Genomic DNA, 23,009 nt, shown 5'->3' with positions numbered 1-23,009 from the left:
GGTCAGAACCTCTCGGGGTCGAGCAAGGCGATGAGCAGATAGATCGCGAGAGCTGCGGCGATCACGATGAGGATCACGCTCTCCACTCCGGCGGCGGTCACTTCCTCACCGTCCGGCCGAGTGAGAGGACGGTCAGCACCACCGCAGCGAATCCTGCTGCGATGACGAGTAGGTAGGCCAGATCAGCCATGGATGCAATCCTCGCGACACGAGCTTCGTACCGGCTGTTGCACGGTAGCTACGCCAGCGTCCACCCCGAATACGTCCCTCTCGGCGTCACTGACGATCTGTTGACACCCCGAGCAGGCGTTTTGATGCGATCTTTACGCCCGCCGTATGCGCGGCGCAGGCTGACACCTCGGGCAGCTGAAGGACGAGCGGTTCATGAATTTCTCGCGGCGGATGGCGGTGCCGCATCGGGGGCACGGCCGGCCTTCCTGTCCGTATGCGGCGAGGGATCGGTCGAAGTATCCGGACTGGCCGTTGACGTTGACGTACAGCGCGTCGAACGACGTCCCGCCCTGCGCCAGCGCTTCACCCATGACGGCATGAGCGTTGTTCAGCACGCGGCGCACGGCCGGTCTCGTCAGTGAGTCGGTGAGGCGATTGCCGTGAATCTTGGACCGCCACAACGCTTCGTCGGCGTAGATGTTGCCGACACCGGACACCACCGTCTGATCGAGCAGTGCGCGTTTGACCTCGGTGTGTTTGCGCCGGATGGCCGCCACCACCGCTTCCGCGTCGAACAGCGGGTCGATCGGGTCGCGGGCGATGTGGGCGACCGGTTCGGGAACGACGGTCCCGTCCACCTCGACCAGATCGGCCAGCGCCCACCCGCCGAAGGTGCGTTGGTCCACGAATCGCAGTTCGGTGCCCGAGTCGAGCACGGTGCGGATGCGAAGGTGTTTCTCGTCCGGCGCCGTGGGCGGCTGCACCAGCATCTGACCGCTCATGCCGAGGTGGACGACGATCGCGAGGGCGTCGAGTTCAGACCCGCGGGTGGTGAGCCACAGGTACTTTCCGCGGCGCTCGGCCGCGACGATCGACCGACCGGCGAGCTGGGCTTCGAGGTCGAGGCTGCCCTGCACGTGCCGACGGGCCGCGCGTGGATGCATAACCTGGACGTGCTCGATGCGGGTTCCCACGACGTGCGCGTCCAGCCCGCGACGGACGACCTCTACTTCGGGGAGTTCGGGCAACCTAGGACGACTTCTCCGGTGCGGGAGGGATCAAGGTGGTTGCGGAATTCTGGGCGGATTCCGAGAGCATCGTCCACGCGGTACTTGCGGCTCGCTGCTCGGCTTCCTTCTTGGACCGGCCGACACCGACACCGAGTGGAGATCCGCCGACCAGCACCGTGGCGGTGAATTCCTTGTCGTGGTCGGGACCGGTCGCGGAGATCTCGTACGCGGGCACGCCGAGTCCGCGCTCCGCGGTGAGCTCCTGCAGGCTTGTCTTCCAGTCGAGTCCGGCACCGAGCTTCGGCGCACGTTCGAGCAGCGGCGCGAACAGGCGCAGCACTACTTCACGGGCCGTGTCGATGCCGTGCTGAAGGTGGATGGCACCCAGGAGGGATTCCATGCCGTCGGCCAGGATGGAGGGCTTGTCTCGGCCACCCGTCATCTCCTCGCCCTTGCCGAGCCGCAGGTACTGGCCCAGACCGCCGTCACCGAGTTCGCGGGCGACCTCGGCGAGCGCGTGCATGTTGACGACGCTCGCCCGGATCTTGGCCAACTCGCCCTCGGACTTGTCCGGGAAACGGATGTACAGAGCTTCGGTGACGCTGAGTCCGAGAACCGAGTCGCCGAGGAACTCGAGGCGCTCGTTGGTGGGAAGGCCGCCGTTCTCGTACGCGTACGAGCGGTGTGTGAGAGCAAGCGTCAACAGGGACGGTTCCATGGAAACGCCGAGAGCGACGAGAAGCGATGCGTGATCGCTTTCGTCGCTCTCGGTCGGTGACGCGTGCTGTGTGTCGGTCACGTTCGAGCGCCGAATCAGACGGCTGCTTGGACCTGACGACCCTTGTAGGTGCCGCAGGACGGGCACACCGTGTGCGGCAGGGTCTGCTCGCCGCAACCGCGGTTCGGGCAGGTGATGAGGGTGGGCGCCGTGGTCTTCCACTGGCTGCGTCGCGATCGGGTGTTGGACCGCGACATCTTGCGCTTCGGGACAGCCACTTCTACTACTCCTCGTACTCGTTCGTCTTACGACTTCAACTGATGATGAAAGTTACTGCTGGTTCTCGGTGCCGAACTTCCCGGCGAGACCTGCCCAGCGAGGGTCAAGTATCTCATGACCGTGGCCAGGTTCGGCAATCGCCAGGCGGACGCCGCATTCCGAGCACAATCCCTGGCAATCTTCGGTGCACAGCGGACGCAGGGGAAGCGTCAAGCCGGCAACGTCGACGAGCAGAGGTTCGAGATCGATCGCGTCGTCCTGGACTCGGTAGACGTCGTCCTCGTCGGTCGTCTCGTCCGTGACGCTGTCCGGGTAGGCGAACAGCTCCGTCAGATTGAGCGTGACGTGCGAGGTGAAGGGCTCGAGGCACCGGGAACACTCACCGACCGTGTCGGCGGAGACGGTCCCGGAGACCAGCACGCCCTCGGACACCGACTCGAGGCGAAGGTCGAGGTCCAGGTCGGTGCCCTCGGCGATCGCGATGAGATCGAGGCCGATCCGCGACGGTGATGGAACCACCTTGTCGACCGTGATCATGGATCCGGGTCGACGTCCCAGGCGCCGCGTGTCCAACACGAGAGCCGACGGGGCTTTCGTGTGGGTGCGTTTGTGCTGGGAGGACACTGGGTGATTCCTTCTTCGAGCGGTCTTGGGCAACCACACCACGGTACGGCACGCAATGGTGTAGGAGCAAAACGGCGCAGAACGCTCAGTTGTAGCGGCGCCCGGTCCGATTGGCCTCGCCGAAGTCGGTTCCGTAGTCCGGCACCCCGGAGCCTGTGCGTAGCTGTTGGCGGCCCCGGCCGACGGAGCGAATCGTTCCGGTGAGGAACTCCTCGAACTCGGCCAGCTTGGAGTCGACGTACAGGTCGCATTCGCTGCGCAGCCGGTCGGATTCGGCGTGCGCGGCGTCGATGACACGTGCCGACTCGGCGTGCGCGGCCTGCACCACCTCGGTCTGCGAGACGAGGCGGTCCTGCTCGGTCTGGCCCTCGGCCACCGCACGCTCGTAGGTGGCGTTACCGGATGCGACGAGACGCTCGGCCTCGGCGCGGGCACGACCGGTCGTGACCTCGTACTCGCGCTCGGCATCGGCGACGGTTGCTTCGGCGCTGGCTGTGGCGTCTGCGACGAGCTGGTCGGCGTGTGCGGAGGCTTCGGCCACCATGCGGTCCGCGTGTGCCTTGGCGTCCGCCAAAAGACGGTCCGCCTCTTCGCGTGCGTTCTCGATGGTGGCGGTGGCGTCGTTGTTCGCTGCGGTGACGGTCTTGTCGGCGGTCAGGCGAGCGTCGCCGACCAGCTTGTCGCGATGATCGAGAACATCCTGCGCATCGTCGAGCTCACCGGGAATCGCGTCACGGACGTCGTCGAGAAGTTCCAGAACATCGCCGCGAGGTACGACACAGCCTGCCGTCATCGGCACACCGCGCGCCTCTTCGACTATTGCCACGAGCTCGTCGAGAGCCTCGAATACCCGATACACGTGCCTGTTACCCCACTCGGTCGATGCAAACGGTTGTTGCAAACGGAAAAGTTCGTGCGTGACCAGTGTGCCCCGGCGCAGGGCCAAAACTGCTACTGCAATTCGGCGAGTCGCGCCAGCAACCGGCTGTGCACCGACTCCGGCAGCATGGCGGCGACGTCTCCCCCGTACTTGGCCACTTCCTTCACCAGCGAGCTCGACAGATACCCGACCGTGGGGTCCGCCGCCACGAACAGCGTGTCCACACCGGTGAGCGCGCGGTTCATCTGCGCCATCTGCAGCTCGTAGTCGAAGTCCGCCGCGCCGCGCAGCCCTTTCACGATGGCTCCGAGGCCCTCCTGCGCCGCGAAGTCGACAAGAAGCCCATGCCAGGACGCGATGCGCACCTTGTCGAGATGGGCAGTTGCCTCCGTGATCATCTCGATGCGCTCGTCGATCGTGAAGAGCCCCTTCTTGTTCGGGTTCACCACCACCGTCACGACCACTTCGTCGAACTGTTCCGCGACGCGGGTGATCACGTCGAGGTGGCCGTTGTGGATGGGATCGAAGGATCCGGGGCAGAGGGCGCCGCTCATGGCGCGCACTCTACCGAGGCGATCTCGATGCGCGCCTCGCCGTACTTCTTGTCCTTTTCCGCTCGAAGGCCGCTCGGCCACCGCGTGAGCGGCGACCGGGACGATCGCTCGACGACGACGAGGGCGTCGTCGGCGAGCCAGCCGCCGTCCACCAGCGCCGAGAGCATGGTGGCCACAGCGTCGTCGGACGTCGCGTACGGCGGATCTGCCATCACGAGGTCGTATTGCCGATCCGGAGCGCCGGCCAGAACTGCCGCCACGGGCGCCGTGCGAGCGACCGCTCCGGGGAGCGCGACGGTGGCGATGTTGCGCGCGAGGACAGCAGCGGCGCGTGCATCCGATTCGACCGACAGCACGTGCTCTGCACCCCTCGACAACGCCTCGAGACCCAACGCGCCGGACCCCGCATAGAGGTCGAGCACCGCGGCTCCGTCGAAGTCCATCCGTGCCGCGAGCGCGCTGAACAGCGCCTCGCGAACACGATCCGACGTGGGCCGAGTTCCGCTGGGCGGCACGGCAAGTCGCCGACCGCCAGCGAGCCCGGCCACGATTCTCGTCATCGTCCCTCAGGAGGGGTCGGTGTCGTTGCCGACGCTGATGACGGCGATGAGGTCACCGCCTTCGACCTGCGCGATGCCGGTGATGGCGAGACGGGACAGGCGCCCGCTGCGCGGGGCTGTGATGGCCGCCTCCATCTTCATCGCCTCGATGGTGGCGACGGTGTCCCCGGCGCTCACCGAATCTCCTTCCGCCGCAACCATTGTCACGACACCGGCGAACGGAGCCGCCAGATGCGACGGATCGGACCGGTCCGCCTTCTCCGACGCCGGCGCATCCGCGGAGATGGATCGGTCTCGCACCGACACCGGCCGCAACTGACCGTTCAGGATGCACATCACCGTCCGCATCGCCGACTCGTCCGGCTCCGAAATCGCCTCCAACCCGATCAGCAGTTCGACACCCTTCTCGAGCTGCACCCGGTGCTCCTCGCCCTGGCGCAGCCCGTAGAAGAACTGGTTCGCCGACAACGACGAGGTGTCCCCGTACTTCTCGCGGTGCTCCGCCAGTTCCTTGGCCGGGCCGGGGAACAGCAGACGGTTGAGTGTTTGCTGACGCTCCGCACCCGCGGTGTCGAGTGCCTTCTCGTCCTCGGGTGACAGCGGCGTCTCCGGACGAGCACCACTACGACCGGCGAGCGCCTTCTCCCGGAACGGCTCCGGCCACCCACCCGCCGGCGTCCCGAGATCACCGCGGAGGAATCCGATCACCGAATCCGGGATGTCGAACTTTCCGGGGTCCGCCGCGAACTCCTCCACCGACACCCCCGCACCCACCAGGTGCAGTGCGAGATCGCCCACGACCTTCGAACTCGGGGTGACTTTGATCAACCGGCCCAACAGGCGGTCGGCGTCGGCGTAGGCGCCTTCGACCAACTCGAACCGGTCACCAAGCCCCAGCGCGATGGCTTGCTGGCGCAGGTTCGACAACTGACCACCCGGTATCTCGTGCGTGTAGACGCGTCCGGTGGGGGCGGGGAGCCCGGACTCGAACGGGGCGTACACCTTCCGCAGCGCCTCCCAGTACGGCTCCAGATCGCACACGGCCTGGAGATCGAGCCCGGTGTCGCGGTCGGTGTGCGCCGCCGCCGCCACGATCGCCGACAACGCCGGCTGACTCGTCGTGCCCGCCATCGCCGCCGACGCACCGTCCACCGCATCCGCACCCGCGGTCCACGCCGCGAGGTAGGTGGCCAGCTGACCGCCGGGGGTGTCGTGGGTGTGCACGTGCACCGGCAGATCGAAGTTCTTCCGCAGCGCGGTCACCAGCGTGGTCGCAGCCGGTGCGCGCAGTAGACCTGCCATGTCCTTGATGGCCAGCACATGCGCGCCCGCCTCGACGATCTGCTCGGCCAACTTCAGGTAGTAGTCGAGGGTGTACAGCTTTTCGCCCGGGTTCGACAGGTCCCCGGTGTACGACATCGCGACTTCGGCGACGGTGGTGCCCGTCTCGCGGACCGCGTCGATCGCCGGGCGCATCTGATCGATGTTGTTCAGCGCGTCGAAGATTCGGAAGATGTCGACACCCGTCGCCGCGGCTTCGGCGACGAACGCCGACGTCACCTTCTCCGGGTACGGGGTGTAGCCGACGGTGTTACGACCGCGCAGCAGCATCTGCAGGCAGATGTTCGGCACCGCCTCCCGCAGCGCCGCCAGGCGTTCCCACGGGTCCTCGTGCAGGAACCGCAACGCCACGTCGTACGTCGCCCCACCCCAGGCTTCGATCGAGAGCAACTCCGGCGTCATCCGCGCCACGTGCGGTGCGACACCGAGCAATCCGGTGGTCCGCACCCGTGTCGCGAGCAACGACTGATGCGCGTCGCGGAACGTGGTGTCGGTGACACCCAGCGCCTTCTGCTCGCGCAGTGCGCGGGCGAAGCCTTCCGGGCCGAGTTCCATCAGTCGCTGCTTGCTGCCCGCAGGAGGGGCAACGGTGAGATCGAGGTCGGGGAGTTTGTCCTTCGGGTAGACCGTCGACGGGCGTTCCCCGTTGGGCTTGTTCACCGTGATGTCGGCGAGGTAGGACAGGATCTTCGTGCCGCGGTCCCCCGACGAGCGGGCCGTCAGCAGTTCGGGTCGTTCCTCGATGAACGATGTCGTCACCCGCCCGGCCCGAAAATCGGGGTCGTCGAGCAGGCCCTGCAGGAAGCCGATGTTCGTCGAGACTCCGCGGATGCGGAACTCCGCCAGCGAACGCTGCGCCCGCGCCACGGCGGCCTCGAACGTCCGTCCGCGGCACGTCAGCTTCACCAGCATCGAATCGAAGTACGCCGACACCTCGGCGCCGGTGGTGGTGCCGCCGTCCAACCGCACTCCCGCGCCGCCCGGCGTGCGGTAGGCGGTGATCCGCCCGGTGTCGGGGCGGAACCCGTTCGCCGGATCCTCGGTGGTGATGCGGCACTGCAACGCCGCACCGCGAATCCGGATGTCCTCCTGCCGCAACCCCAGATCGTCGAGCGACTCCCCCGAGGCGATGCGCAGCTGCGACTGCACCAGGTCGATGTCGGTGATCTCCTCGGTCACCGTGTGCTCGACCTGAATCCGCGGATTCATCTCGATGAATACATGATTGCCGTCGCGGTCGACCAGGAACTCCACCGTCCCCGCGCACGAATAGTTGATCTGCCGCGCGAACGCCACCGCGTCGGCGCAGATCTTCGCCCGCAGAGCCGGATCCAAATTCGGCGCCGGCGCCAACTCCACCACCTTCTGATGACGACGCTGCACACTGCAGTCCCGCTCGAACAAGTGGATGACGTTGCCGTGCGTGTCGGCAAGGATCTGCACCTCGATGTGCCGCGGCTCGATCACCGCCTGCTCCAAGAACACCGTCGCATCACCGAACGCCGACTCCGCCTCCCGCGCAGCCGCTTCGATCGCTTCGCGCAGATCGGCGATCTCCGCCACCCGCCGCATCCCGCGGCCACCACCACCGGCGACGGCCTTGACGAACACCGGGAACGTCATCTTTTCCGCTGCGGTCATCAACGCGTCGACATCGGACGAGGGTTCCGACGACGCCAACACCGGCAACCCGGCTGCCTTCGCCGCCGCCACCGCGCGTGCCTTGTTCCCCGTCAGCTCCAGCACATCCGCCGACGGGCCGACGAAGGTGATGCCCGCCTGCGCGCACGCCGCCGCCAGATCCGGGTTCTCCGACAAGAACCCGTAACCCGGGTAGATCGCATCCGCGCCCGCCCGCACCGCCGCATCGACGATCGTCTCCACCGACAGATAGTTCCGCACCGGGTGACCGGGTTCACCGATCTCGTACGCCTCGTCCGCCTTGGTGCGGTGCACCGAATTGCGGTCCTCGAACGGGAACACCGCCACCGTCCCAGCACCCAGTTCGTAGGCGGCACGGAAAGCTCTGATTGCGATCTCGCCACGGTTGGCGACCAACACCTTGGAAAACATCGGTCAAAGGTACCCGGCATCGCAACCTGAACGGGAGAGACTCAACAGATGTTGGGATTTGCTCCTAGCTTTTGTCGAGAAAGTCCAGTCGGTCCACGTCGATTGCCGCGTTCTTCATCCCGGCGAGCCCCGGGTGCGAGTGCAGGTGCGGGTCCTCCTCGATGACGGCTCGCGCGAAGGTTTGCGCGTCGGCGATCACGTCGAGATGGTCGAGCAACGACAGCAGCTTGAGGTTGCGCACGCTGCCGGACTGCGCCGCACCGAGCACGTCACCTTCACGGCGGGTCCGCAGATCGAGAAGAGCCAGCTCGAAACCGTCGTTGGTGCCCGCGACAGCGTTGAGTCGCGCCATGGTGGGCGAGGACTCCGTCAACTGGCTCAGCAGAATGCACAGGCCCTGGTGTCCACCGCGGCCGATTCGGCCGCGCAGCTGATGAAGCTGACTGACGCCGAATCGTTCCGCGTCCGCGATGACCATCACCGTTGCGTTGGGGACGTCCACACCCACCTCGACGACGGTGGTGCACACGAGCACGTCGATGTCGCCGTTGGTGAAGTCCTGCATCACTGCGTCCTTCTCGTCGGACGGCAAGCGCCCGTGCAGAAGGCCGACCGTGAGATGTGCGAGCGCACCTTCGGTCAGCGCCTCGTGCATCGCGAGGGCGGACGTGGCGGGCGGGGGGCCTTCCTTCGGGGGCTTGCCTTCTCGTATCCGCTTGTCTTCCTCTTCGGCTTCCTTGTCGGGGTCGCCGATGCGTGAGCAGACGACGTAGGCCTGGCGCCCCTGCTGCACTTCCTCCGAGATGCGCGCCCATGCGCGATCCACCCAGGCGGGCTTGGTTTTTGCGGGGACCACGGAGGTCTTGATCGGTGATCGTCCGCGAGGTAGCTCGCGCAGGGTCGACGTCTCCAGGTCGCCGAGGGTGGTCATGGCGATGGTGCGCGGAATCGGCGTAGCGGTCATGACGAGGAGGTGGGGGCTGATTCCTTCTTTCGCTTTGGCGCGCAACGCGTCTCGCTGCTCGACTCCGAAGCGGTGCTGCTCGTCGACGACCACCATGCCGAGGTCGAAGAACTCCACGTGGTCCTGGATCAGCGCGTGGGTACCGATCACGATGCCCGCTTCCCCGGTCACCGCGGCGAGGAGGGTCTTGCGCTTGGCCGCGGTCGCCAGCGATCCGGTGAGCAGCTCGATGCGGGTCGCGGACTCGTCGCCGCCCAGCTCCCCCGCCGAGGCGAGCGGACCCAGCAACATCTTCAGCGACCTATAGTGCTGCGCGGCAAGCACTTCCGTGGGTGCCAGCAGCGCACACTGAAAGCCTGCGTCGACGACCTGGAGCATGGCGCGCAGAGCCACGATGGTCTTGCCCGACCCCACCTCCCCCTGCAGCAACCGGCTCATGGGATGCGGCTGCGTCAGGTCGAGCTCGATATCGGCGGCCACCGCCTTCTGCCCGGCGGTCAACTCGAACGGCAGCATGCGCTCGAACCTGGCCGCGATGCCGTCCGCGGCGGGCGGGCACGGGTGCGCCGCGCGCGCTTTCATCGCGTGTCTGCGATCGGCGAGAACGAGTTGAAGCGCAACGGCTTCGTCGAACCGCAGCCGCTCGCGCGCCCCATCGATGTCGGCCTTCGCCGTCGGGAAATGAACGGTGCGCAAGGCGTCGTCGAGGTCCATCAGCCCGCGCTCTGCCCGCAGCGTGTCCGGCAGCGGGTCGTCGACGAGGTCGAGTTGGTCGAGCACCTGCCGAACACATCGGAGGAAGGTCCAGCTCTCGACCTCCTTGGTTGCCGCGTACATCGGCAGGAAGGGCAGCTCGAACATCGTCATGTCCACCGCGCCGGAGGTGTCCTTGGCGCTGCGCGCGATGCCCGCGAGGTCGCCGCCGCCGCGGCCGGAGGTCTCGACGGCGTTGTCGTCGGTCTCGTCCACGATCAGGTAGCTCGGATGGGTCAGGGACCACGACCTGCCGAAGGTCTTGACGGTGCCCGAGAACATGACCTTGGCTCCCGGCACGATGTTGTGCTTGACCTTGTGCCCGTTGAAGAACGTGGCCGACACACTCTGGCCGGCGCACGACAACGCGACCTTGAGCATGTGGCCGCGCCGGTTCCGCATCGGGACGAGATCGGCTTTGGTGATGGTGCCGATCACCGTGATGTGCTCGCCGTCCGCCGGGTCGGATTGGCCCAGCTCCTGCCCCTGGCTCACGTACCGGAACGGATAATGGCGGAGCAGGTCCTCGACCGTCTCCATCGAGAACGCGTCGAACAGCTGCTCGGACGCCTTGCGGCCGAGCAGGTGATCGAGCCGATCGGTCAGGGTTGCCACCCGGACAGCATTACTCGAGGCACCGACAGCAGGCCACATGACCGACGTTCGAGCACCGGTTTGGTCATTGGAGGGGCGGCCCGTTATCCTTGCAGGGTTGCCCATCGCGGCGCGTGGTCACCTGCGCGTTGTCGGGCATGGACACATGTACTCGATCCGCCCCTCGAAAACCAAGGAGTTCGCGACTATGGCTGCCGTCTGCGACCTATGCGCCAAGGGACCCGGCTTCGGTAAGTCGGTTTCGCACTCGCACCGCCGTACCAACCGTCGCTGGAACCCCAACATCCAGACCGTTCGCGCGCAGGTAGCGCCGGGCAACACCCGCCGCCTCAACGTGTGCACGTCGTGCCTCAAGGCCGGCAAGGTGGTCCGGGGCTGACGTTCCGCGCAATTACAGATTCGACCGAACCCCGGTGCCTCACGGTGCCGGGGTTCGGTGTCGTTTATGGTGCGTCAATGACCGAACCGGAACAGACGCTCGTGTCCTCGGCCGACGGTGTGCTGCGCATAGCCGTCTCCACCGCTGCCGCCGGCACCTCCCTGAACTTCGACGCCGTGATCGGGGGAACCGATGCGCTGAAGTCCGCAGGCTCCGATGTCGGCGCGGTGTTGCTGGTCGGTGACGGCGCCAACTTCTGCGCCGGCGGCAACGTGCTGTCCTTCGCGGCCGCCGAAGACCGCGCGGCATACGTTCGCGAGGCCGCCGACACGTTGCACCGGTTCGTCGTCGCACTCGAGTCGATCGAGGTCCCCGTCGTCGCCGCGGTGCACGGGTGGGCAGCCGGGGCGGGTATGAGCCTGGTCTGCCACGCCGACATCGCCATCGGCAGCCGCTCCACCAAGTTCCGGCCCGCCTACCCCGCACTGGGTTTCACCTCGGACGGCGGGATGTCGTGGGCCCTGCCGCGCATCGTCGGTCCGCGCCGGGCACGAGACATCATGCTCTCGGACTCGGTCCTGAGCGGCGAGGAGGCGCATCGACTCGGACTCCTCACCCGCCTGGTCGGCGACGAGGTCGTGGTCTCCGAGGCCGAGCGCGTCGCTCGCTCACTGGCGGCCGGCCCGTCGGAGACGATCAGGGCGACGAAACGGCTGCTGGCACAGTCCGATACGAGCTCGTTGGCCGAGCAGCTCGAAGCCGAAGCCGTGTCGATCTCCACACTCGCCGGATCTCCCACCGGGCGTGAGGGCGTCGATGCGTTCGTGGAGAAACGGCGGCCCGACTTCCCGCGCTGAGCGCGTCAGGGCAGGCGCCAGTCCACCGGATCGTCGCCGAGTTCCTCGAGGAGCCCGTTCACCGTGCTGAAGGGACGAGAACCGAAGAATCCGCGCGAGGCGGACAACGGCGACGGGTGCGCCGATTCCACGGTCGGCACGTCACCGAGCATCGGCTTCAGCGTCGACGCGTCCTTGCCCCACAGGACGGCGACGAGCGCACGACCCTCGCGGTTCACCAGAGCCTCGATCGCGCGTTCCGTGACCGCTTCCCAGCCCTTGCGTCGATGCGACGCGGGTTGGCCCGGCGTCACGGTGAGCACCCGATTGAGCAGCAGCACACCCTGATCCGCCCAGGGCGACAGATCACCCGACGTCGGAGTCGGGTAGCCGAGATCGGCCGAGTACTCGGTGAAGATGTTGGCCAGACTCCGCGGCACCGGTCTGGTCTCCGGGGACACCGAAAAGCTCAGTCCCACAGCGTGTCCCGGGGTTGGATAGGGGTCCTGGCCGACGACGAGAACCCGCACGTCGTCGAACGGGCGTGTGAAGGCGCGCAACACGTTCGCGCCGGCCGGGAGGTAGCCGCGACCCGACGCGTTCTCCTCGCGCAGGAAATCGCCCATCTCGGCGATACGATCGGCGACGGGCTCGAGCGCAGCGGCCCAACCCTTTTCGATGATGTCGGGCAGCGGCTTCGCGGTCATTCGGCGATCTTCCGGAGTGCGTCGCGGTAGTACGCGGCGTTGGCGGCGTACATTCTCACGTTCAGGTCGACGTGGCCCTCCGGCACCTCGTAGCCGTCTCGCACCCGGGCCGGAACACCGAGGGCCATCCGCCGCGGCGGCACCTGAAACTTGAACGGAACGACGGCGCCGGCTCCCACGATCGAGCCGGCACCGACGACGGCGCCGTTCAGCACCACCGAACCGGATGCGATCAGACAGTCGTCGCCGATGTCCGCTCCCTCGACATGGGCGTTGTGCCCGACGACGCAGCCCGCGCCGATGGTGGTGGGATCGATCGGAGTGCAGTGCACCACCGTTCCGTCCTGAATGTTGGTGTTGGCACCCACGGTGATGGTGCCGTAGTCGCCGCGCAGGACGGCGCCCGGCCAGATCGACACTCCCGCAGCCAGAGTCACGGCGCCGATCACCACCGCGTCGGGGTGAACGTAGGCGCTCGGATCGATGTCGGGTTCGCGGTCGCCCAGTGCGTAGACGGTCATGTCCGCAACCCTGTCATCCGGCCGTCAGGGCTTCTCGGTCAGGTCCTTCAGCATGCACACCGACGACGCCTCGCGCCGGTAGTGCCCGAACTTCGGGATCATCGAATCGAATCCGCTCGACGCGTACAGAGCCAGGGCTTCCGGCTGGGCGATTCCGGTCTCGAGGATCAGCCGGCGACGGCCCGCCCGCACGGCGGACTGCTCGATCTCGCCGAGAACACGCCGCGCGATCCCCCGCCGTTGAGCCGTGGGGCGCACGTACATTCGTTTGATCTCGGCGTCTCCGGCCAGAATGCCGTCGCCGTCCGTGTCGTGTGCGCGCCAGCCACCCATGCCGACCGCCCGATCACCGAGTCGCGCGACGAACATGACTCCGGCCGGCGGGACGAATTCGCCGACGAACAGCGGTGTGTCGTCCGGGCCTCCGTAGCGTCGCACGTACTCCTGCTGAACCTCCTCGATCATCTCCAGAACGTCCGGGTCGTCGAGACGGCACGCGGCCACGGTCAGAAGCTCGTCCACCCGGGCGCTCCTTCCAGAGGCAGACCGTCGACGGTCACCGACCCGGCGCCCGCGGTGACCCGTCCGATGCGGCGCCATCCGTCGGGGAGCGTCGCAGCGGCCGGGAACGTCGCCACGAGTGCGTGATCCTCACCGCCGGTGAGAACCCACCGCATCGCGTCGACATTCAGCGCATCGGCGGCGTCGACGAGGTCGGCGGACAAGACCAGCGAGCCGGAGTCGATGTCGACGTTCACGCTCGACGCCTCCGCGATGTGGGTCAGGTCGGCCGCCAGTCCGTCGGAGACGTCGGCCATGGACGTGGCTCCGGCGACGGCCGCGGCGGGACCGGATTCGTAGTCCGGCTGCGGAACTCGGTGCGAGGCGGTCAGATCCGGGAACCGACCGTCACCGACGGCGAGCAGCGCGAGACCCGCAGCCGACCGACCGAGGTCGCCGTGGACCGCGAGAACATCTCCCGCCGCGGCCCCCGACCGGAGCACGGGGCTCCGCCCGCCGAGATCACCGAGCGCGGTGATCGATATCACCAGCTGCGTCGAACCGACCACGTCACCTCCGACCACGGCCGCGCCCGCACGCGTCGCCTCCTCCCACATTCCGTCGTTCAGTTCGTCGACGACGCTCACCGGAAGGTGCGGTGGGCAGCCGAGCGCGACCAGAAACCCGGTGCACCGCGCACCCATGGCCGCGACGTCCGCGCCGTTCTGGGCGATGGCCTTGCGCCCGATGTCGCGGGGCGACGACCAATCGAGACGAAAGTGCTTGTCCTGCATCAACATGTCCGTGGTCGCCACGACGCGCCCGTCGGGCGCGGCCACGACGGCGGCGTCGTCGCCCGGACCGAGAAGGGTGCTCGGCGGGTGAACGCGGCCGCGGACGGTGCGGTCGATGAGGGCGAACTCACCGATGTCGGCCACGGTGGCCGACGGGTCGAGTGCGTCGATGGCAGGACTCCTTGGTGTCGATCGATGAACACGAGGCCGTGGTTGCGGTGCGTCCAGCGTCTCACTGCCAAGAGAGGCCCTTGTCTCTGCGGTAGGTTCGGCTTCTGTCGAGTACGAATCCGGGAAGGGGCGCACCATGGTGCAGGCGTACATCTTGATCCAGACCGAGGTCGGTCGTGCCTCTCTCGTCGCGCAGCAAGTGGCAGCCCTCGACGGTGTCGTGTCGGCGGAAGACGTGCTCGGGCCCTACGACGTCGTGGTGCGCTGCTCCGGTGATTCCGATGCCGAACTGGCCGACGCCGTGGCGGCCATCCAGAAGGTCGGCGGCATCACCCGCACGCTCACCTGCCAGTTGGCCGGAACCCCGGCGCACCCGTGACCTCGTCCGACGAATCCCCCGCCGACGAACCGCAGGACGGGGACCAGCAGAACAGCGGTCCTGAGAGCGAAGAAAGAACGGGGATGCACCCCGCACTTCTCGCGACCGCGATCGCACTGCCGGTGGCGCTGGTGGTCGGCGTGATCGTGGCCGCTGTGATCGCCACACGCTCACCGGTTCGCGAGCCCGTCGTGGTGGGTGCAGTTCCGGCACCGCAGTCCGAGTCCGCGCAGTGCGGCCGATTGCTGGGCGCCTTGCCCGAGTCGTACGGCGACTACTCCAAGGCGGCTCTGGCCGAGCCGGCGCCCGCCGGTGCGGCGGCATGGCAGTCGGACGCGGCGGATCCGATCGTTTTGCGGTGTGGCCTCGATCGTCCCACCGAGTTCGATCAGGCGTCACCGCTGAACGTCGTCGACGGCGTGCAGTGGTTTCAGGTCTCGGGCGCCGATCAGGGCCTGCAGTCGTCCACCTGGTACGCGGTCGACCGTGAGGTCTACGTCGCGGTGACCATTCCGGACAACTCCGGACCCACCCCGCTGCAGTCGATTTCGGATGCCGTGACCGAGACGCTGCCGCAGACGCCGATCGACCCGAATCCGGTCGGGTAGGCCGGAGATTCAGCGCAGCCCGGTGCCGCGAGCGAGTGCGGTCTCGACGAGGGTCGAGACGAGCGTCGGGTAGTCCACTCCCGTCGCCTCCCACATCCGGGGGTACATGGAGATGGACGTGAACCCGGGCATGGTGTTGATCTCGTTGATCACCGGGCCGTCCTCGGTGACGAAGAAGTCGATGCGGGCCAATCCCTGGCAGTCGACCGCCCGGAAGGCACGCACCGCGAGGTCGCGTAGCTCGTCGCTCACCGCGTCGTCCAGCTTCGCGGGGATGTCGAATCCGACGACGTCGTCGAGGTACTTGCTGTCGAAGTCGTAGAACGCGCCCGTTTCCTCGTCGGCTCCGATCATGCGAATCTCGGCCACCACGCTGGCGAGCACGTCGCCGTTCGGGAACTCGAGCACTCCGCACTCGACTTCGCGGCCCACGATGCCTGCTTCCACGATCACCTTGGGGTCGTGTTCGCGGGCGGCCGCGATGGCGTCCGGCAGGTCGTCCCACGAGGTGATGCGGGTGATACCGATGGAGGATCCGCCGCGCGCCGGTTTGACGAACGCCGGCAGCCCGAGCCGGTCGCGGTCCGCGGGCGACACGGTGTCGGTTCCGGCGCGCAGCACGACCTGGGTGCCGACCGGCAGGCCTTCCGCCGCGAGGAGTTTCTTGGTGAACTCCTTGTCCATGGCTGCGGCGCTCGCGAGCACCCCAGCTCCGACGTAGGGGATTCCGGCGACCTCCAGCAGGCCCTGGACGGTCCCGTCCTCACCGAAGGCGCCGTGGAGCACCGGGAACACCACGTCCACGGTCGAGAGCAACGTGACCGCCGCGCCCTCGTCGATCACCGAGATGGACCCGGCTCGCTCCGGGTCGACGCTCAGCGCGATCGGCGACGACGACCGCACCGACGGGAGGGCGCGGTCGCGAATGGTGAGTTCCGCGGGGTCGGACGTGCCGACCACCCACGTGCCCCCTTGGGTGATGCCCACGGGAACGACGTCGTACTTGTTCGGGTCGAGGTAACGCATCACACTGCCGGCGGACACACAGGACACGGAATGTTCGTTGCTGCGACCGCCGAACACGACGGCCACCTTGATGGGCCTGCTGTTCACGGGGTGAACCGTACCGGCGGAAGCGGCCGAGCGCAGACTCGACCCGCCCGCCGCGACTTCGCTGTCAGGCCAACGCACGTTCGATGTCGGCCACCAGGTCGGCCGTGTCCTCGATACCGCACGACAGTCGGACGAAGCCGTCGGGCACGGGATCTCCCCACCGCCGGCGGCGATCGGCCGTCGTGTGGATACCTCCGAAACTGGTTGCTGCGGTGATCAACTCGCTGCGTTTCACGAAATCGTGTACGGCACGGGCGGATCCGAGATCGAAGGACACCAGACCGCCGAAATGTCGCATCTGAGCGGTGGCGACGGCGAACGAGGGATCGGACGGCAGACCCGGATAACGCACACCGGACACGTTCCTCGTCGCGGACAGCGAGTGGGCCACGGCGAGAGCGTTCTCACACTGGCGCCCGAAACGCAGTCCCGCCGTTCCGAGGCTGCGGTGCGCTAGCCACGTCTCGAACGGCCCCAGGACCGACCCGGACAACAGTCGTTCGCGCGCGAACTTCTCGTGCAGTTCGGCGTCGTTCGTCGCGATGTAGCCGGCCAACAGATCGCTGTGCCCGCTCAGCGCTTTGGTTCCGCTGGCCACGACCACGTCGGCTCCGAGTGCGACGGGGTTCTGGCCGAGCGGAGTCGCCGTCGTGTTGTCGACCACCAGCAGGCCCGTCGTGGCGGCCGCGACGGCGGTGAGATCGACAGTGTCCAGGGTCGGATTCGAGGGGGTCTCCGCTACCACCACCGCGGCGCCGACGGCTGCGTCCACCATCTCGTGCACCGATGCTTCGCGAACCTCGATACCCCAGCGCGACAGGCGTTCTCGTGCGTACAGGCGAACCTGGTAGTACCCGTCGGACGGCACCACCAGGACGTCACCGGCCGACAGGACGGACCGCAGAACGACGGTGATGGCGGACATGCCGGATCCCGTCACCAGAGCGTGCGAGACGCCCTCGAGGTCCGCGAGCGCGGATTCCAGACCGATCCAACCGGGGTTGGACGCTCGGGCGTAGGTGTGCGGCTCGGAACCCTCGTCCTCGGCGAGGTGGTACGGCGCGGCGAGCACCGGGCCCATCTGCATGGGCGTCCCCGGAACCGCCTCTGCCGCAACGGCAGCGACGGTTCTGGTGGAATCTCCCCGCTCGCTCACTCCGACTTGTGCCGGCGGCCGAGCAGGCTCTGCACCGCGTCGGGCACGGACAGTCCTTCGTGACACACGCGGTGCACGGCGTCGGTCAACGGCATCTCGACGTCGTAGCTCTCCGCGAGCGCCCGAATCGAGGTGCAGGACTTCACGCCCTCCGCAACCTGTCCGTTGGCCGCCTCCTGAGCGCTCTCGAGCGAGCCACCCGATCCCAGGCGCTCGCCGAAGGATCGGTTGCGCGAGAGCGGGGACGAACACGTCGCCACGAGGTCACCGACGCCGGCCAGGCCCGCAAGGGTGGCGGGGCTGGCTCCGAGTGCCACGCCCAGGCGCGTGATCTCGGCAAGGCCGCGCGTGATGATGCTCGCGACGGAGTTCTCGCCGAACCCCACGCCTGCCGCCATTCCGCAGGCGAGCGCAATCACGTTCTTGCACGCTCCGCCGATCTCGCAGCCGATGACGTCGGAGTTCGTGTACGGACGGAAATAGCTTGTTGCACAGGCTTTCTGAAGCTCGATCGCGCGGTTGGAATCGGGGCAGGCGATGACCGTCGCCGTGGGTTGTTCGGCCGCGATCTCCTTGGCCAGGTTGGGCCCGGACAGCGTGCCGACTCGGGACGGGTCGGCCCCGGTGACCTGACAGATCACCTGGCTCATCCGCATCAGCGTTCCGGTCTCGATCCCCTTCGCGAGGGACAGCAGCGTGGCGTCGGGTCCGATGAGGTCGGCCCACTCGCCGAGGTTCTCGCGCAGAGCCTGCGACGGCACCGCCAGCACCACGACACGGGCTCCGTCGAGAGCCACGGCGGGGTCGGTGGTGGCGTGGATGGAGGACGGGAGCGTGGTCCCCGCGAGGTAGTCGACGTTCTCGTGGTCGGAGTCGATGGACTTGGCAACCGACTCGCGGCGCGCCCACATGGTGACCTCGGACCCGGCATCCGCCAACACCTTCGCGTACGCGGTCCCCCACGAACCGGACCCCAGTACTGCTGCTTTCACCATCGCGCGCCCCTCGATTTCTGCTGCATGCGCGCCACCCTAATCCGCAACGTGGCCGTCCGGACGCACTCCGCGGATATGGCGAATCCGGTGGCTGGCAGGATCGAGGTATGCACTCACCTTCGAGGCCGGTCGGTCGTCGGCAAGCGGGTGCCTCGGCTCATCTGGTGATTGCGGTGAAGGATCTCGACGCGGCCAAGTCGCGACTCGCCGATCGGTTCCCGGCGTCACAGCGCACGTCCCTGGTGCTCGCGATGTTGCACGACACGCTCGACGCCGCCGCGGCAGCCCTGCCGGTGTCCGGTTGGTCGGTGGTGACACCGGATTCGCGCGTTGCGCGCTTCGTGCGCGACCTCGGCGGGCACGCCATTCCCGAGCCGCCGATCGACGGATCCGTCGACGACCGTCTCAACATCGCACTGGCGTCGGCGGATCGGCACGTTCGCGGATCGGACGCCGCCGGCGTCGACGTCATCGCACTTCAGGCCGACCTTCCGTCGCTGCGCACCGTGGAACTCGAGGAGGCCTTCGCCGAGTCGGACCCTCACGGCCGTTCGGTCGTGGTCGATCACACCGGAACGGGCACGGCTGCGCTGATCGTGCGAGGGACGACACAACCACTCGCGCCACAGTTCGGGGAGGACTCCGCGCGCCTGCACATCGAGTCCGGTGCGGTACCCCTGAGCGGCGAGTGGCCCGGCCTGCGACTCGACGTCGACACCGCGCTCGACGTCCGAGCCGCCGTCGGGCTCGGTGTCGGCCCGCACACCGAGCAGCTGCTCGGCGAGCTCGGTTGGCTGTGACCCCTATCGGGTGCTGAAGGGGTGCTCGGTGGGGGATGATCGTCGGGTGACCGACAACGAGGCGACCGAGACCGAGACCGAGACCCCCGAAGCGGAGACGTGGAGTGCACCGCTCGCGAGCACTCCCCCGTCCGCGCCCACCGCGCCGCCGGCTGCGACGGCCGACGCGGCCGCGCCCGTCGACCTGCTGCCCGAAGACCGGTACCTCAATCGCGAATTGAGCTGGCTGGACTTCAATTCGCGCGTTCTGGCCCTGGCCGAGGACTCGTCGCTGCCGCTGCTCGAGCGGGCCAAGTTCCTGGCGATCTTCGCGTCCAATCTGGACGAGTTCTACATGGTGCGCGTCGCGGGCCTCAAGCGTCGTGACGAGACCGGGTTGTCGGTTCGGTCCGCGGACGGGCTGTCTCCGCGCGAGCAGCTCTCGCTCATCGGGCGTCGTACGCAGGAGATCTCGGTTCGGCACGCCCGCCTGTTCATCGACACCATTCTTCCCGAACTGTCCGCCGAGGGAATTTCGGTCATCCGGTGGTCGGAGGTCGACGAGGTCGAACGTGAGCGTCTGACACGGCATTTCATCGAACAGGTGTTCCCCGTTCTCACTCCCCTGGCCGTCGATCCGGCGCACCCGTTTCCGTACATCAGCGGCCTGAGCCTCAATCTTGCTGTGACGGTCAAGGATTCGACCACGGGCGGCGAGCACTTCGCTCGCGTGAAGGTGCCCGACAACGTCGATCGGTTCGTCCGCCTCGACCGCAGCAAGGACTCGACCTCCATCCCGGCGTTCATCCCGATGGAAGAGCTCATCGCGGCGCACCTCGACGTGTTGTTCCCGGGTCTGGAGATCGCCGAGCATCACGCGTTCCGCATCACCCGCAACGCCGATTTCGAGGTCGAGGAAGATCGCGACGAAGACTTGCTGCAGGCGCTCGAACGCGAGCTCGCCCGTCGCCGCTTCGGCTCGCCCGTGCGGCTCGAGGTCGCGGACGACATGACCGAGCACATGCTCGAATTGTTGTTGCGTGAACTCGATGTCGATCCCGGTGACGTCATCGAGGTGCCCGGCCTGCTCGATCTGTCGTGCCTCATGCAGATCTACGGCGTCGACCGCCCCGGCCTCAAGGACGCACCGTTCGTCCCCGCGACACATCCCGCGTTCGGCGAACGCGAGACACCGAAGTCCATCTTCTCGACGTTGCGCGACGGTGACGTTCTCCTGCACCACCCGTACGACTCGTTCTCCACGAGCGTGCAGCGGTTCATCGAGCAGGCCGCCGCCGACCCGCACGTGCTCGCCATCAAGCAGACGCTGTACCGCACGTCCGGAGATTCCCCGATCGTCAACGCGCTCATCGCTGCTGCCGAAGCCGGCAAGCAGGTGGTCACTCTGGTGGAGATCAAGGCGCGCTTCGACGAGCAGGCCAACATCGCCTGGGCCCGCAAACTGGAGCAGGCCGGCGTGCACGTGGTCTACGGACTCGTCGGCCTCAAGACACACTGCAAGACCTGCCTGGTGGTGCGGCGCGAAGGCTCCACGATTCGGCGTTACTGCCACATCGGCACGGGCAACTACAACCCGAAGACCGCCCGACTGTACGAGGACGTCGGATTGATCACGGCGGCACCGGAAATCGGCGCCGACCTGACCGACCTGTTCAACTCGCTGACGGGGTACTCCCGCAAGGAGGACTACCGGAACCTGCTCGTCGCCCCGTACGGAGTGCGGGCCGGCATCGTCGAGCGCATCGACGCCGAAGTCGAGGCCAAACAGTCCGGCGCCGACGCGCGAATTCGGATGAAGGCCAACGCCCTCGTCGACGAACAGGTCATCGACGCGCTCTACCGCGCCTCTCAGGCCGGCGTGCCCGTCCAGGTCGTCGTCCGCGGTATCTGCGCCCTGAAGCCGGGAGTTCCGGGGTTGAGCGAGAACATCGAAGTGCGGTCCATTCTGGGCCGATTCCTCGAGCATTCCCGGGTGATGCATTTCGACGCGATCGCTCAGACCTGGATCGGTAGTGCCGACATGATGCACCGCAACCTCGACCGACGCGTGGAAGTCATGGTGCAGGTGAAGGATCCGCGACTCGTGGAGCAACTCGAGGGCGTGTTCGATTCGGCGCTGGACCCGACCACCCGGTGCTGGGTGCTCGAGTCCGACGGCAGTTGGCTGGCCTCGCCCGCCGACGGGGAGAAGGTTCGCGACCACCAGGTCTCCCTCATGCGCCAGCGTCGATACACAGGATCGTGAGAAGCCCCCACCTCGACAGCGTTTCCGACGAAGGGATCATCCTGTGACACCGTCGTCACACCCGAAAGATGCCACGGTGTACGCCGCCGGAGCGGTGCTCTGGCGGCAGTCCGGCGGCGAGATCGAGATCGCACTGGTTCACCGCCCGCGTTACGACGACTGGACGTTCCCCAAGGGGAAGGTCGAGAAGGGTGAGGTGCCGTCCGCCGCTGCCGTACGAGAAGTGGCGGAAGAGACGGGCTTTCGAGCAGTCCTGGGTCGAAGCCTGTCCTCGGTGTCGTACCGACTGCCCGCACCCAAGAAGGGCAAGCTCGCCGGCGACAAGCGCACCGGAGACAAACACGTCGACTACTGGGCTGCGGAAGCAGTCGACGGGTCGTTCGCGGCCAACGACGAAGTGGACGAGCTGACGTGGGTGCGCCCCGACGCGGCACGCGACGCTCTCTCGTACGACGTCGACAAGACGGTGTTCGAACGGTTTTCGGCAATACCGGCCGACACGTCCACGATGGTTCTGGTTCGGCACGCCCGCGCCGGAGGCAAGTCGCACTATCGCGGCGACGACAGGGAGCGCCCACTCGACAGCCTCGGACGCCAGCAGGCGACAGCGCTCGTGCCCGTGCTGTCGGCGTTCGGTGGCACCCGAATCCTTTGCGCGGACCGGGTTCGCTGCATCCAGACCGTCGAACCGTGGGCCCGAGCCACGGACATCGCCATCACGACGGACACGCTGCTCACCGAGGAAGGCTATGCGGCCAACCCGGATTCGGCTCGCGCGCGGGCGATCGCCATCGCCACGAGCGGCTACGGAGTCCCGGTTGTCTGTAGCCAGGGCAAGGTCATTCCCGACCTCGTGCAGTGGTGGGCCGACAAGGACGGACTGACGCTCGAGCGCACCCGATCACGCAAAGCGAGCGTCTGGGTTCTCTCGCATCGACACGGTTCGCTGGTGGCCGCCGACCACATCGATTCACCGCTGCCGCGCATGAGCTGAGCCACCCACGCAAAAGACAACCAGCCCCGCACCTTTCGAGAAGGTGCGGGGCCGGTTGCGTCGATGCGGAGAAGTGAAGCCTACTTGCGAGCAGTCTTCTTGGCGGGAGCCTTCTTGGCCGGAGCCTTCTTGGCGGGCGCCTTCTTGGCCGGCGTGGTCTTCTTTGCTGCGGTCTTGGCGGGAGCCTTGGTGGCGGGCGCCTTCTTGGCCGGCGTGGTCTTCTTTGCTGCGGTCTTGGCGGGAGCCTTGGTGGCGGGCGCCTTCTTGG

Annotated in this window: 25 protein-coding genes; 7 read left to right on the top strand and 18 right to left on the bottom strand. The window is 67.3% G+C overall.

The window, feature by feature from the left end:
• Nucleotides 1-2: 2 nt before the first annotated feature.
• The 10 genes from kdpF to recG form a co-directional block, all read right to left on the bottom strand.
• Nucleotides 3-101, bottom strand: a complete 99-nt coding sequence (gene kdpF / locus AC59JP_RS03740) for a K(+)-transporting ATPase subunit F (RefSeq protein WP_497324275.1) — start codon at nucleotides 99-101, stop codon at nucleotides 3-5.
• Between the two features lie 222 nt (nucleotides 102-323).
• Nucleotides 324-1,199: a bifunctional DNA-formamidopyrimidine glycosylase/DNA-(apurinic or apyrimidinic site) lyase gene (gene mutM, locus AC59JP_RS03735; protein WP_497324274.1), complete on the bottom strand. Its 876-nt coding sequence runs from the start codon at nucleotides 1,197-1,199 to the stop codon at nucleotides 324-326.
• A 1-nt stretch (nucleotide 1,200) separates the two neighbouring features.
• Nucleotides 1,201-1,980 carry a ribonuclease III gene (gene rnc, locus AC59JP_RS03730; RefSeq protein ID WP_497324273.1) on the bottom strand — a complete coding sequence of 260 codons (780 nt, stop codon included), beginning with the start codon at nucleotides 1,978-1,980 and terminating at the stop codon, nucleotides 1,201-1,203.
• 14 nt (nucleotides 1,981-1,994) lie between these two features.
• On the bottom strand, nucleotides 1,995-2,177 hold the full coding sequence (rpmF, locus tag AC59JP_RS03725) for a 50S ribosomal protein L32 (RefSeq protein ID WP_188544716.1): 183 nt from the start codon (nucleotides 2,175-2,177) through the stop codon (nucleotides 1,995-1,997).
• A 52-nt stretch (nucleotides 2,178-2,229) separates the two neighbouring features.
• Nucleotides 2,230-2,754 carry a YceD family protein gene (locus AC59JP_RS03720; RefSeq protein ID WP_497324858.1) on the bottom strand — a complete coding sequence of 175 codons (525 nt, stop codon included), beginning with the start codon at nucleotides 2,752-2,754 and terminating at the stop codon, nucleotides 2,230-2,232.
• Between the two features lie 133 nt (nucleotides 2,755-2,887).
• Nucleotides 2,888-3,661 (bottom strand): DivIVA domain-containing protein, encoded by a 774-nt coding sequence (locus AC59JP_RS03715; RefSeq protein WP_497324272.1) that lies wholly within the window; start codon nucleotides 3,659-3,661, stop codon nucleotides 2,888-2,890.
• A gap of 92 nt (nucleotides 3,662-3,753) precedes the next feature.
• Nucleotides 3,754-4,236 (bottom strand): pantetheine-phosphate adenylyltransferase, encoded by a 483-nt coding sequence (gene coaD, locus AC59JP_RS03710; protein ID WP_497324271.1) that lies wholly within the window; start codon nucleotides 4,234-4,236, stop codon nucleotides 3,754-3,756.
• Complete coding sequence (rsmD, locus tag AC59JP_RS03705; RefSeq protein ID WP_497324270.1) at nucleotides 4,233-4,796, bottom strand: 16S rRNA (guanine(966)-N(2))-methyltransferase RsmD; 564 nt, start codon at nucleotides 4,794-4,796, stop codon at nucleotides 4,233-4,235. The genes coaD and rsmD overlap by 4 nt, the downstream gene beginning before the upstream one ends.
• Nucleotides 4,797-4,802: 6 nt before the next feature.
• Nucleotides 4,803-8,210: a pyruvate carboxylase gene (locus AC59JP_RS03700; protein WP_497324269.1), complete on the bottom strand. Its 3,408-nt coding sequence runs from the start codon at nucleotides 8,208-8,210 to the stop codon at nucleotides 4,803-4,805.
• Nucleotides 8,211-8,274: 64 nt separating this feature from the next.
• A complete protein-coding gene (gene recG, locus AC59JP_RS03695) occupies nucleotides 8,275-10,542 on the bottom strand; it encodes an ATP-dependent DNA helicase RecG (protein ID WP_497324268.1) in 2,268 nt (755 codons plus the stop codon).
• A gap of 187 nt (nucleotides 10,543-10,729) precedes the next feature.
• Between recG and rpmB the strand changes: the two genes are divergently transcribed.
• Together rpmB and AC59JP_RS03685 are read left to right on the top strand one after the other, a co-directional pair.
• Nucleotides 10,730-10,921 carry a 50S ribosomal protein L28 gene (rpmB, locus tag AC59JP_RS03690; RefSeq protein ID WP_188544708.1) on the top strand — a complete coding sequence of 64 codons (192 nt, stop codon included), beginning with the start codon at nucleotides 10,730-10,732 and terminating at the stop codon, nucleotides 10,919-10,921.
• Between the two features lie 77 nt (nucleotides 10,922-10,998).
• Entirely contained in the window at nucleotides 10,999-11,778 is a 780-nt protein-coding gene (locus AC59JP_RS03685; protein WP_497324267.1) for an enoyl-CoA hydratase-related protein, read from the top strand.
• 5 nt (nucleotides 11,779-11,783) lie between these two features.
• On the opposite strand, the gene AC59JP_RS03680 is transcribed toward AC59JP_RS03685, so the two are convergent.
• From AC59JP_RS03680 to AC59JP_RS03665, 4 genes are read right to left on the bottom strand one after another with little or no spacing between them, the layout of a single operon-like run.
• A complete protein-coding gene (locus AC59JP_RS03680; RefSeq protein ID WP_497324266.1) occupies nucleotides 11,784-12,464 on the bottom strand; it encodes a uracil-DNA glycosylase in 681 nt (226 codons plus the stop codon).
• Nucleotides 12,461-12,985 (bottom strand): gamma carbonic anhydrase family protein, encoded by a 525-nt coding sequence (locus AC59JP_RS03675; protein ID WP_497324264.1) that lies wholly within the window; start codon nucleotides 12,983-12,985, stop codon nucleotides 12,461-12,463. The genes AC59JP_RS03680 and AC59JP_RS03675 overlap by 4 nt, the downstream gene beginning before the upstream one ends.
• Before the next feature lie 24 nt (nucleotides 12,986-13,009).
• Nucleotides 13,010-13,507, bottom strand: coding sequence for a GNAT family N-acetyltransferase (locus AC59JP_RS03670; RefSeq protein ID WP_497324263.1), 498 nt, complete (start codon nucleotides 13,505-13,507; stop codon nucleotides 13,010-13,012).
• A complete protein-coding gene (locus AC59JP_RS03665) occupies nucleotides 13,492-14,424 on the bottom strand; it encodes a thiamine-phosphate kinase (protein WP_497324261.1) in 933 nt (310 codons plus the stop codon). The genes AC59JP_RS03670 and AC59JP_RS03665 overlap by 16 nt, the downstream gene beginning before the upstream one ends.
• A gap of 163 nt (nucleotides 14,425-14,587) precedes the next feature.
• Here AC59JP_RS03665 and AC59JP_RS03660 point away from each other — a divergent pair, with 163 nt between their 5' ends.
• Both AC59JP_RS03660 and AC59JP_RS03655 read left to right on the top strand, forming a co-directional pair.
• Nucleotides 14,588-14,830 carry an Lrp/AsnC ligand binding domain-containing protein gene (locus tag AC59JP_RS03660; protein ID WP_497324260.1) on the top strand — a complete coding sequence of 81 codons (243 nt, stop codon included), beginning with the start codon at nucleotides 14,588-14,590 and terminating at the stop codon, nucleotides 14,828-14,830.
• Nucleotides 14,827-15,438, top strand: coding sequence for a DUF3515 domain-containing protein (locus AC59JP_RS03655; RefSeq protein ID WP_497324259.1), 612 nt, complete (start codon nucleotides 14,827-14,829; stop codon nucleotides 15,436-15,438). The genes AC59JP_RS03660 and AC59JP_RS03655 overlap by 4 nt, the downstream gene beginning before the upstream one ends.
• Before the next feature lie 9 nt (nucleotides 15,439-15,447).
• On the opposite strand, the gene AC59JP_RS03650 is transcribed toward AC59JP_RS03655, so the two are convergent.
• The 3 genes from AC59JP_RS03650 to AC59JP_RS03640 all read right to left on the bottom strand — a co-directional run bounded on the left by AC59JP_RS03650 (nucleotide 15,448) and on the right by AC59JP_RS03640 (nucleotide 18,702).
• Complete coding sequence (locus AC59JP_RS03650) at nucleotides 15,448-16,551, bottom strand: D-alanine--D-alanine ligase family protein (protein WP_497324258.1); 1,104 nt, start codon at nucleotides 16,549-16,551, stop codon at nucleotides 15,448-15,450.
• Between the two features lie 64 nt (nucleotides 16,552-16,615).
• Nucleotides 16,616-17,707 carry a cystathionine gamma-lyase gene (locus AC59JP_RS03645; RefSeq protein WP_497324257.1) on the bottom strand — a complete coding sequence of 364 codons (1,092 nt, stop codon included), beginning with the start codon at nucleotides 17,705-17,707 and terminating at the stop codon, nucleotides 16,616-16,618.
• Nucleotides 17,704-18,702 carry an NAD(P)H-dependent glycerol-3-phosphate dehydrogenase gene (locus tag AC59JP_RS03640; RefSeq protein WP_497324255.1) on the bottom strand — a complete coding sequence of 333 codons (999 nt, stop codon included), beginning with the start codon at nucleotides 18,700-18,702 and terminating at the stop codon, nucleotides 17,704-17,706. Before AC59JP_RS03640 ends, AC59JP_RS03645 begins: the two co-directional genes overlap by 4 nt.
• Before the next feature lie 107 nt (nucleotides 18,703-18,809).
• On the opposite strand from AC59JP_RS03640, the gene cofC reads away from it, so the two are divergent.
• From cofC to AC59JP_RS03625, 3 genes are read left to right on the top strand one after another with little or no spacing between them, the layout of a single operon-like run.
• Entirely contained in the window at nucleotides 18,810-19,502 is a 693-nt protein-coding gene (gene cofC, locus AC59JP_RS03635) for a 2-phospho-L-lactate guanylyltransferase (protein ID WP_497324254.1), read from the top strand.
• Between the two features lie 46 nt (nucleotides 19,503-19,548).
• A complete protein-coding gene (locus AC59JP_RS03630; protein WP_497324253.1) occupies nucleotides 19,549-21,747 on the top strand; it encodes an RNA degradosome polyphosphate kinase in 2,199 nt (732 codons plus the stop codon).
• 43 nt (nucleotides 21,748-21,790) lie between these two features.
• A complete protein-coding gene (locus AC59JP_RS03625; protein ID WP_497324252.1) occupies nucleotides 21,791-22,741 on the top strand; it encodes an NUDIX hydrolase in 951 nt (316 codons plus the stop codon).
• A gap of 80 nt (nucleotides 22,742-22,821) precedes the next feature.
• Here the strand turns inward: AC59JP_RS03625 and AC59JP_RS03620 are convergent.
• On the bottom strand, nucleotides 22,822-23,009 hold a 188-nt coding region (locus AC59JP_RS03620; RefSeq protein WP_497324251.1), incomplete at its 5' end, for a hypothetical protein.

This window comes from Rhodococcus sp. 320_ES (assembly GCF_059691855.1).
Note: the sequence above shows the minus strand (reverse complement) of the source record. Positions and strands in the feature narration are given on the sequence as shown.

What these genes read in the sequence shown, in the direction of transcription:
- coaD (WP_497324271.1), bottom strand. Translation starts at nt 4,236, where the DNA reads ATGAGCGGCGCCCTCTGCCCCGGATCCTTCGATCCCATCCACAACGGC.
- rsmD (WP_497324270.1), bottom strand. Translation starts at nt 4,796, where the DNA reads ATGACGAGAATCGTGGCCGGGCTCGCTGGCGGTCGGCGACTTGCCGTG.
- AC59JP_RS03700 (WP_497324269.1), bottom strand. Translation starts at nt 8,210, where the DNA reads ATGTTTTCCAAGGTGTTGGTCGCCAACCGTGGCGAGATCGCAATCAGA.
- rpmB (WP_188544708.1), top strand. Translation starts at nt 10,730, where the DNA reads ATGGCTGCCGTCTGCGACCTATGCGCCAAGGGACCCGGCTTCGGTAAG.
- AC59JP_RS03685 (WP_497324267.1), top strand. Translation starts at nt 10,999, where the DNA reads ATGACCGAACCGGAACAGACGCTCGTGTCCTCGGCCGACGGTGTGCTG.
- AC59JP_RS03680 (WP_497324266.1), bottom strand. Translation starts at nt 12,464, where the DNA reads ATGACCGCGAAGCCGCTGCCCGACATCATCGAAAAGGGTTGGGCCGCT.
- AC59JP_RS03675 (WP_497324264.1), bottom strand. Translation starts at nt 12,985, where the DNA reads ATGACCGTCTACGCACTGGGCGACCGCGAACCCGACATCGATCCGAGC.
- AC59JP_RS03660 (WP_497324260.1), top strand. Translation starts at nt 14,588, where the DNA reads ATGGTGCAGGCGTACATCTTGATCCAGACCGAGGTCGGTCGTGCCTCT.
- AC59JP_RS03640 (WP_497324255.1), bottom strand. Translation starts at nt 18,702, where the DNA reads ATGGTGAAAGCAGCAGTACTGGGGTCCGGTTCGTGGGGGACCGCGTAC.
- cofC (WP_497324254.1), top strand. Translation starts at nt 18,810, where the DNA reads ATGCACTCACCTTCGAGGCCGGTCGGTCGTCGGCAAGCGGGTGCCTCG.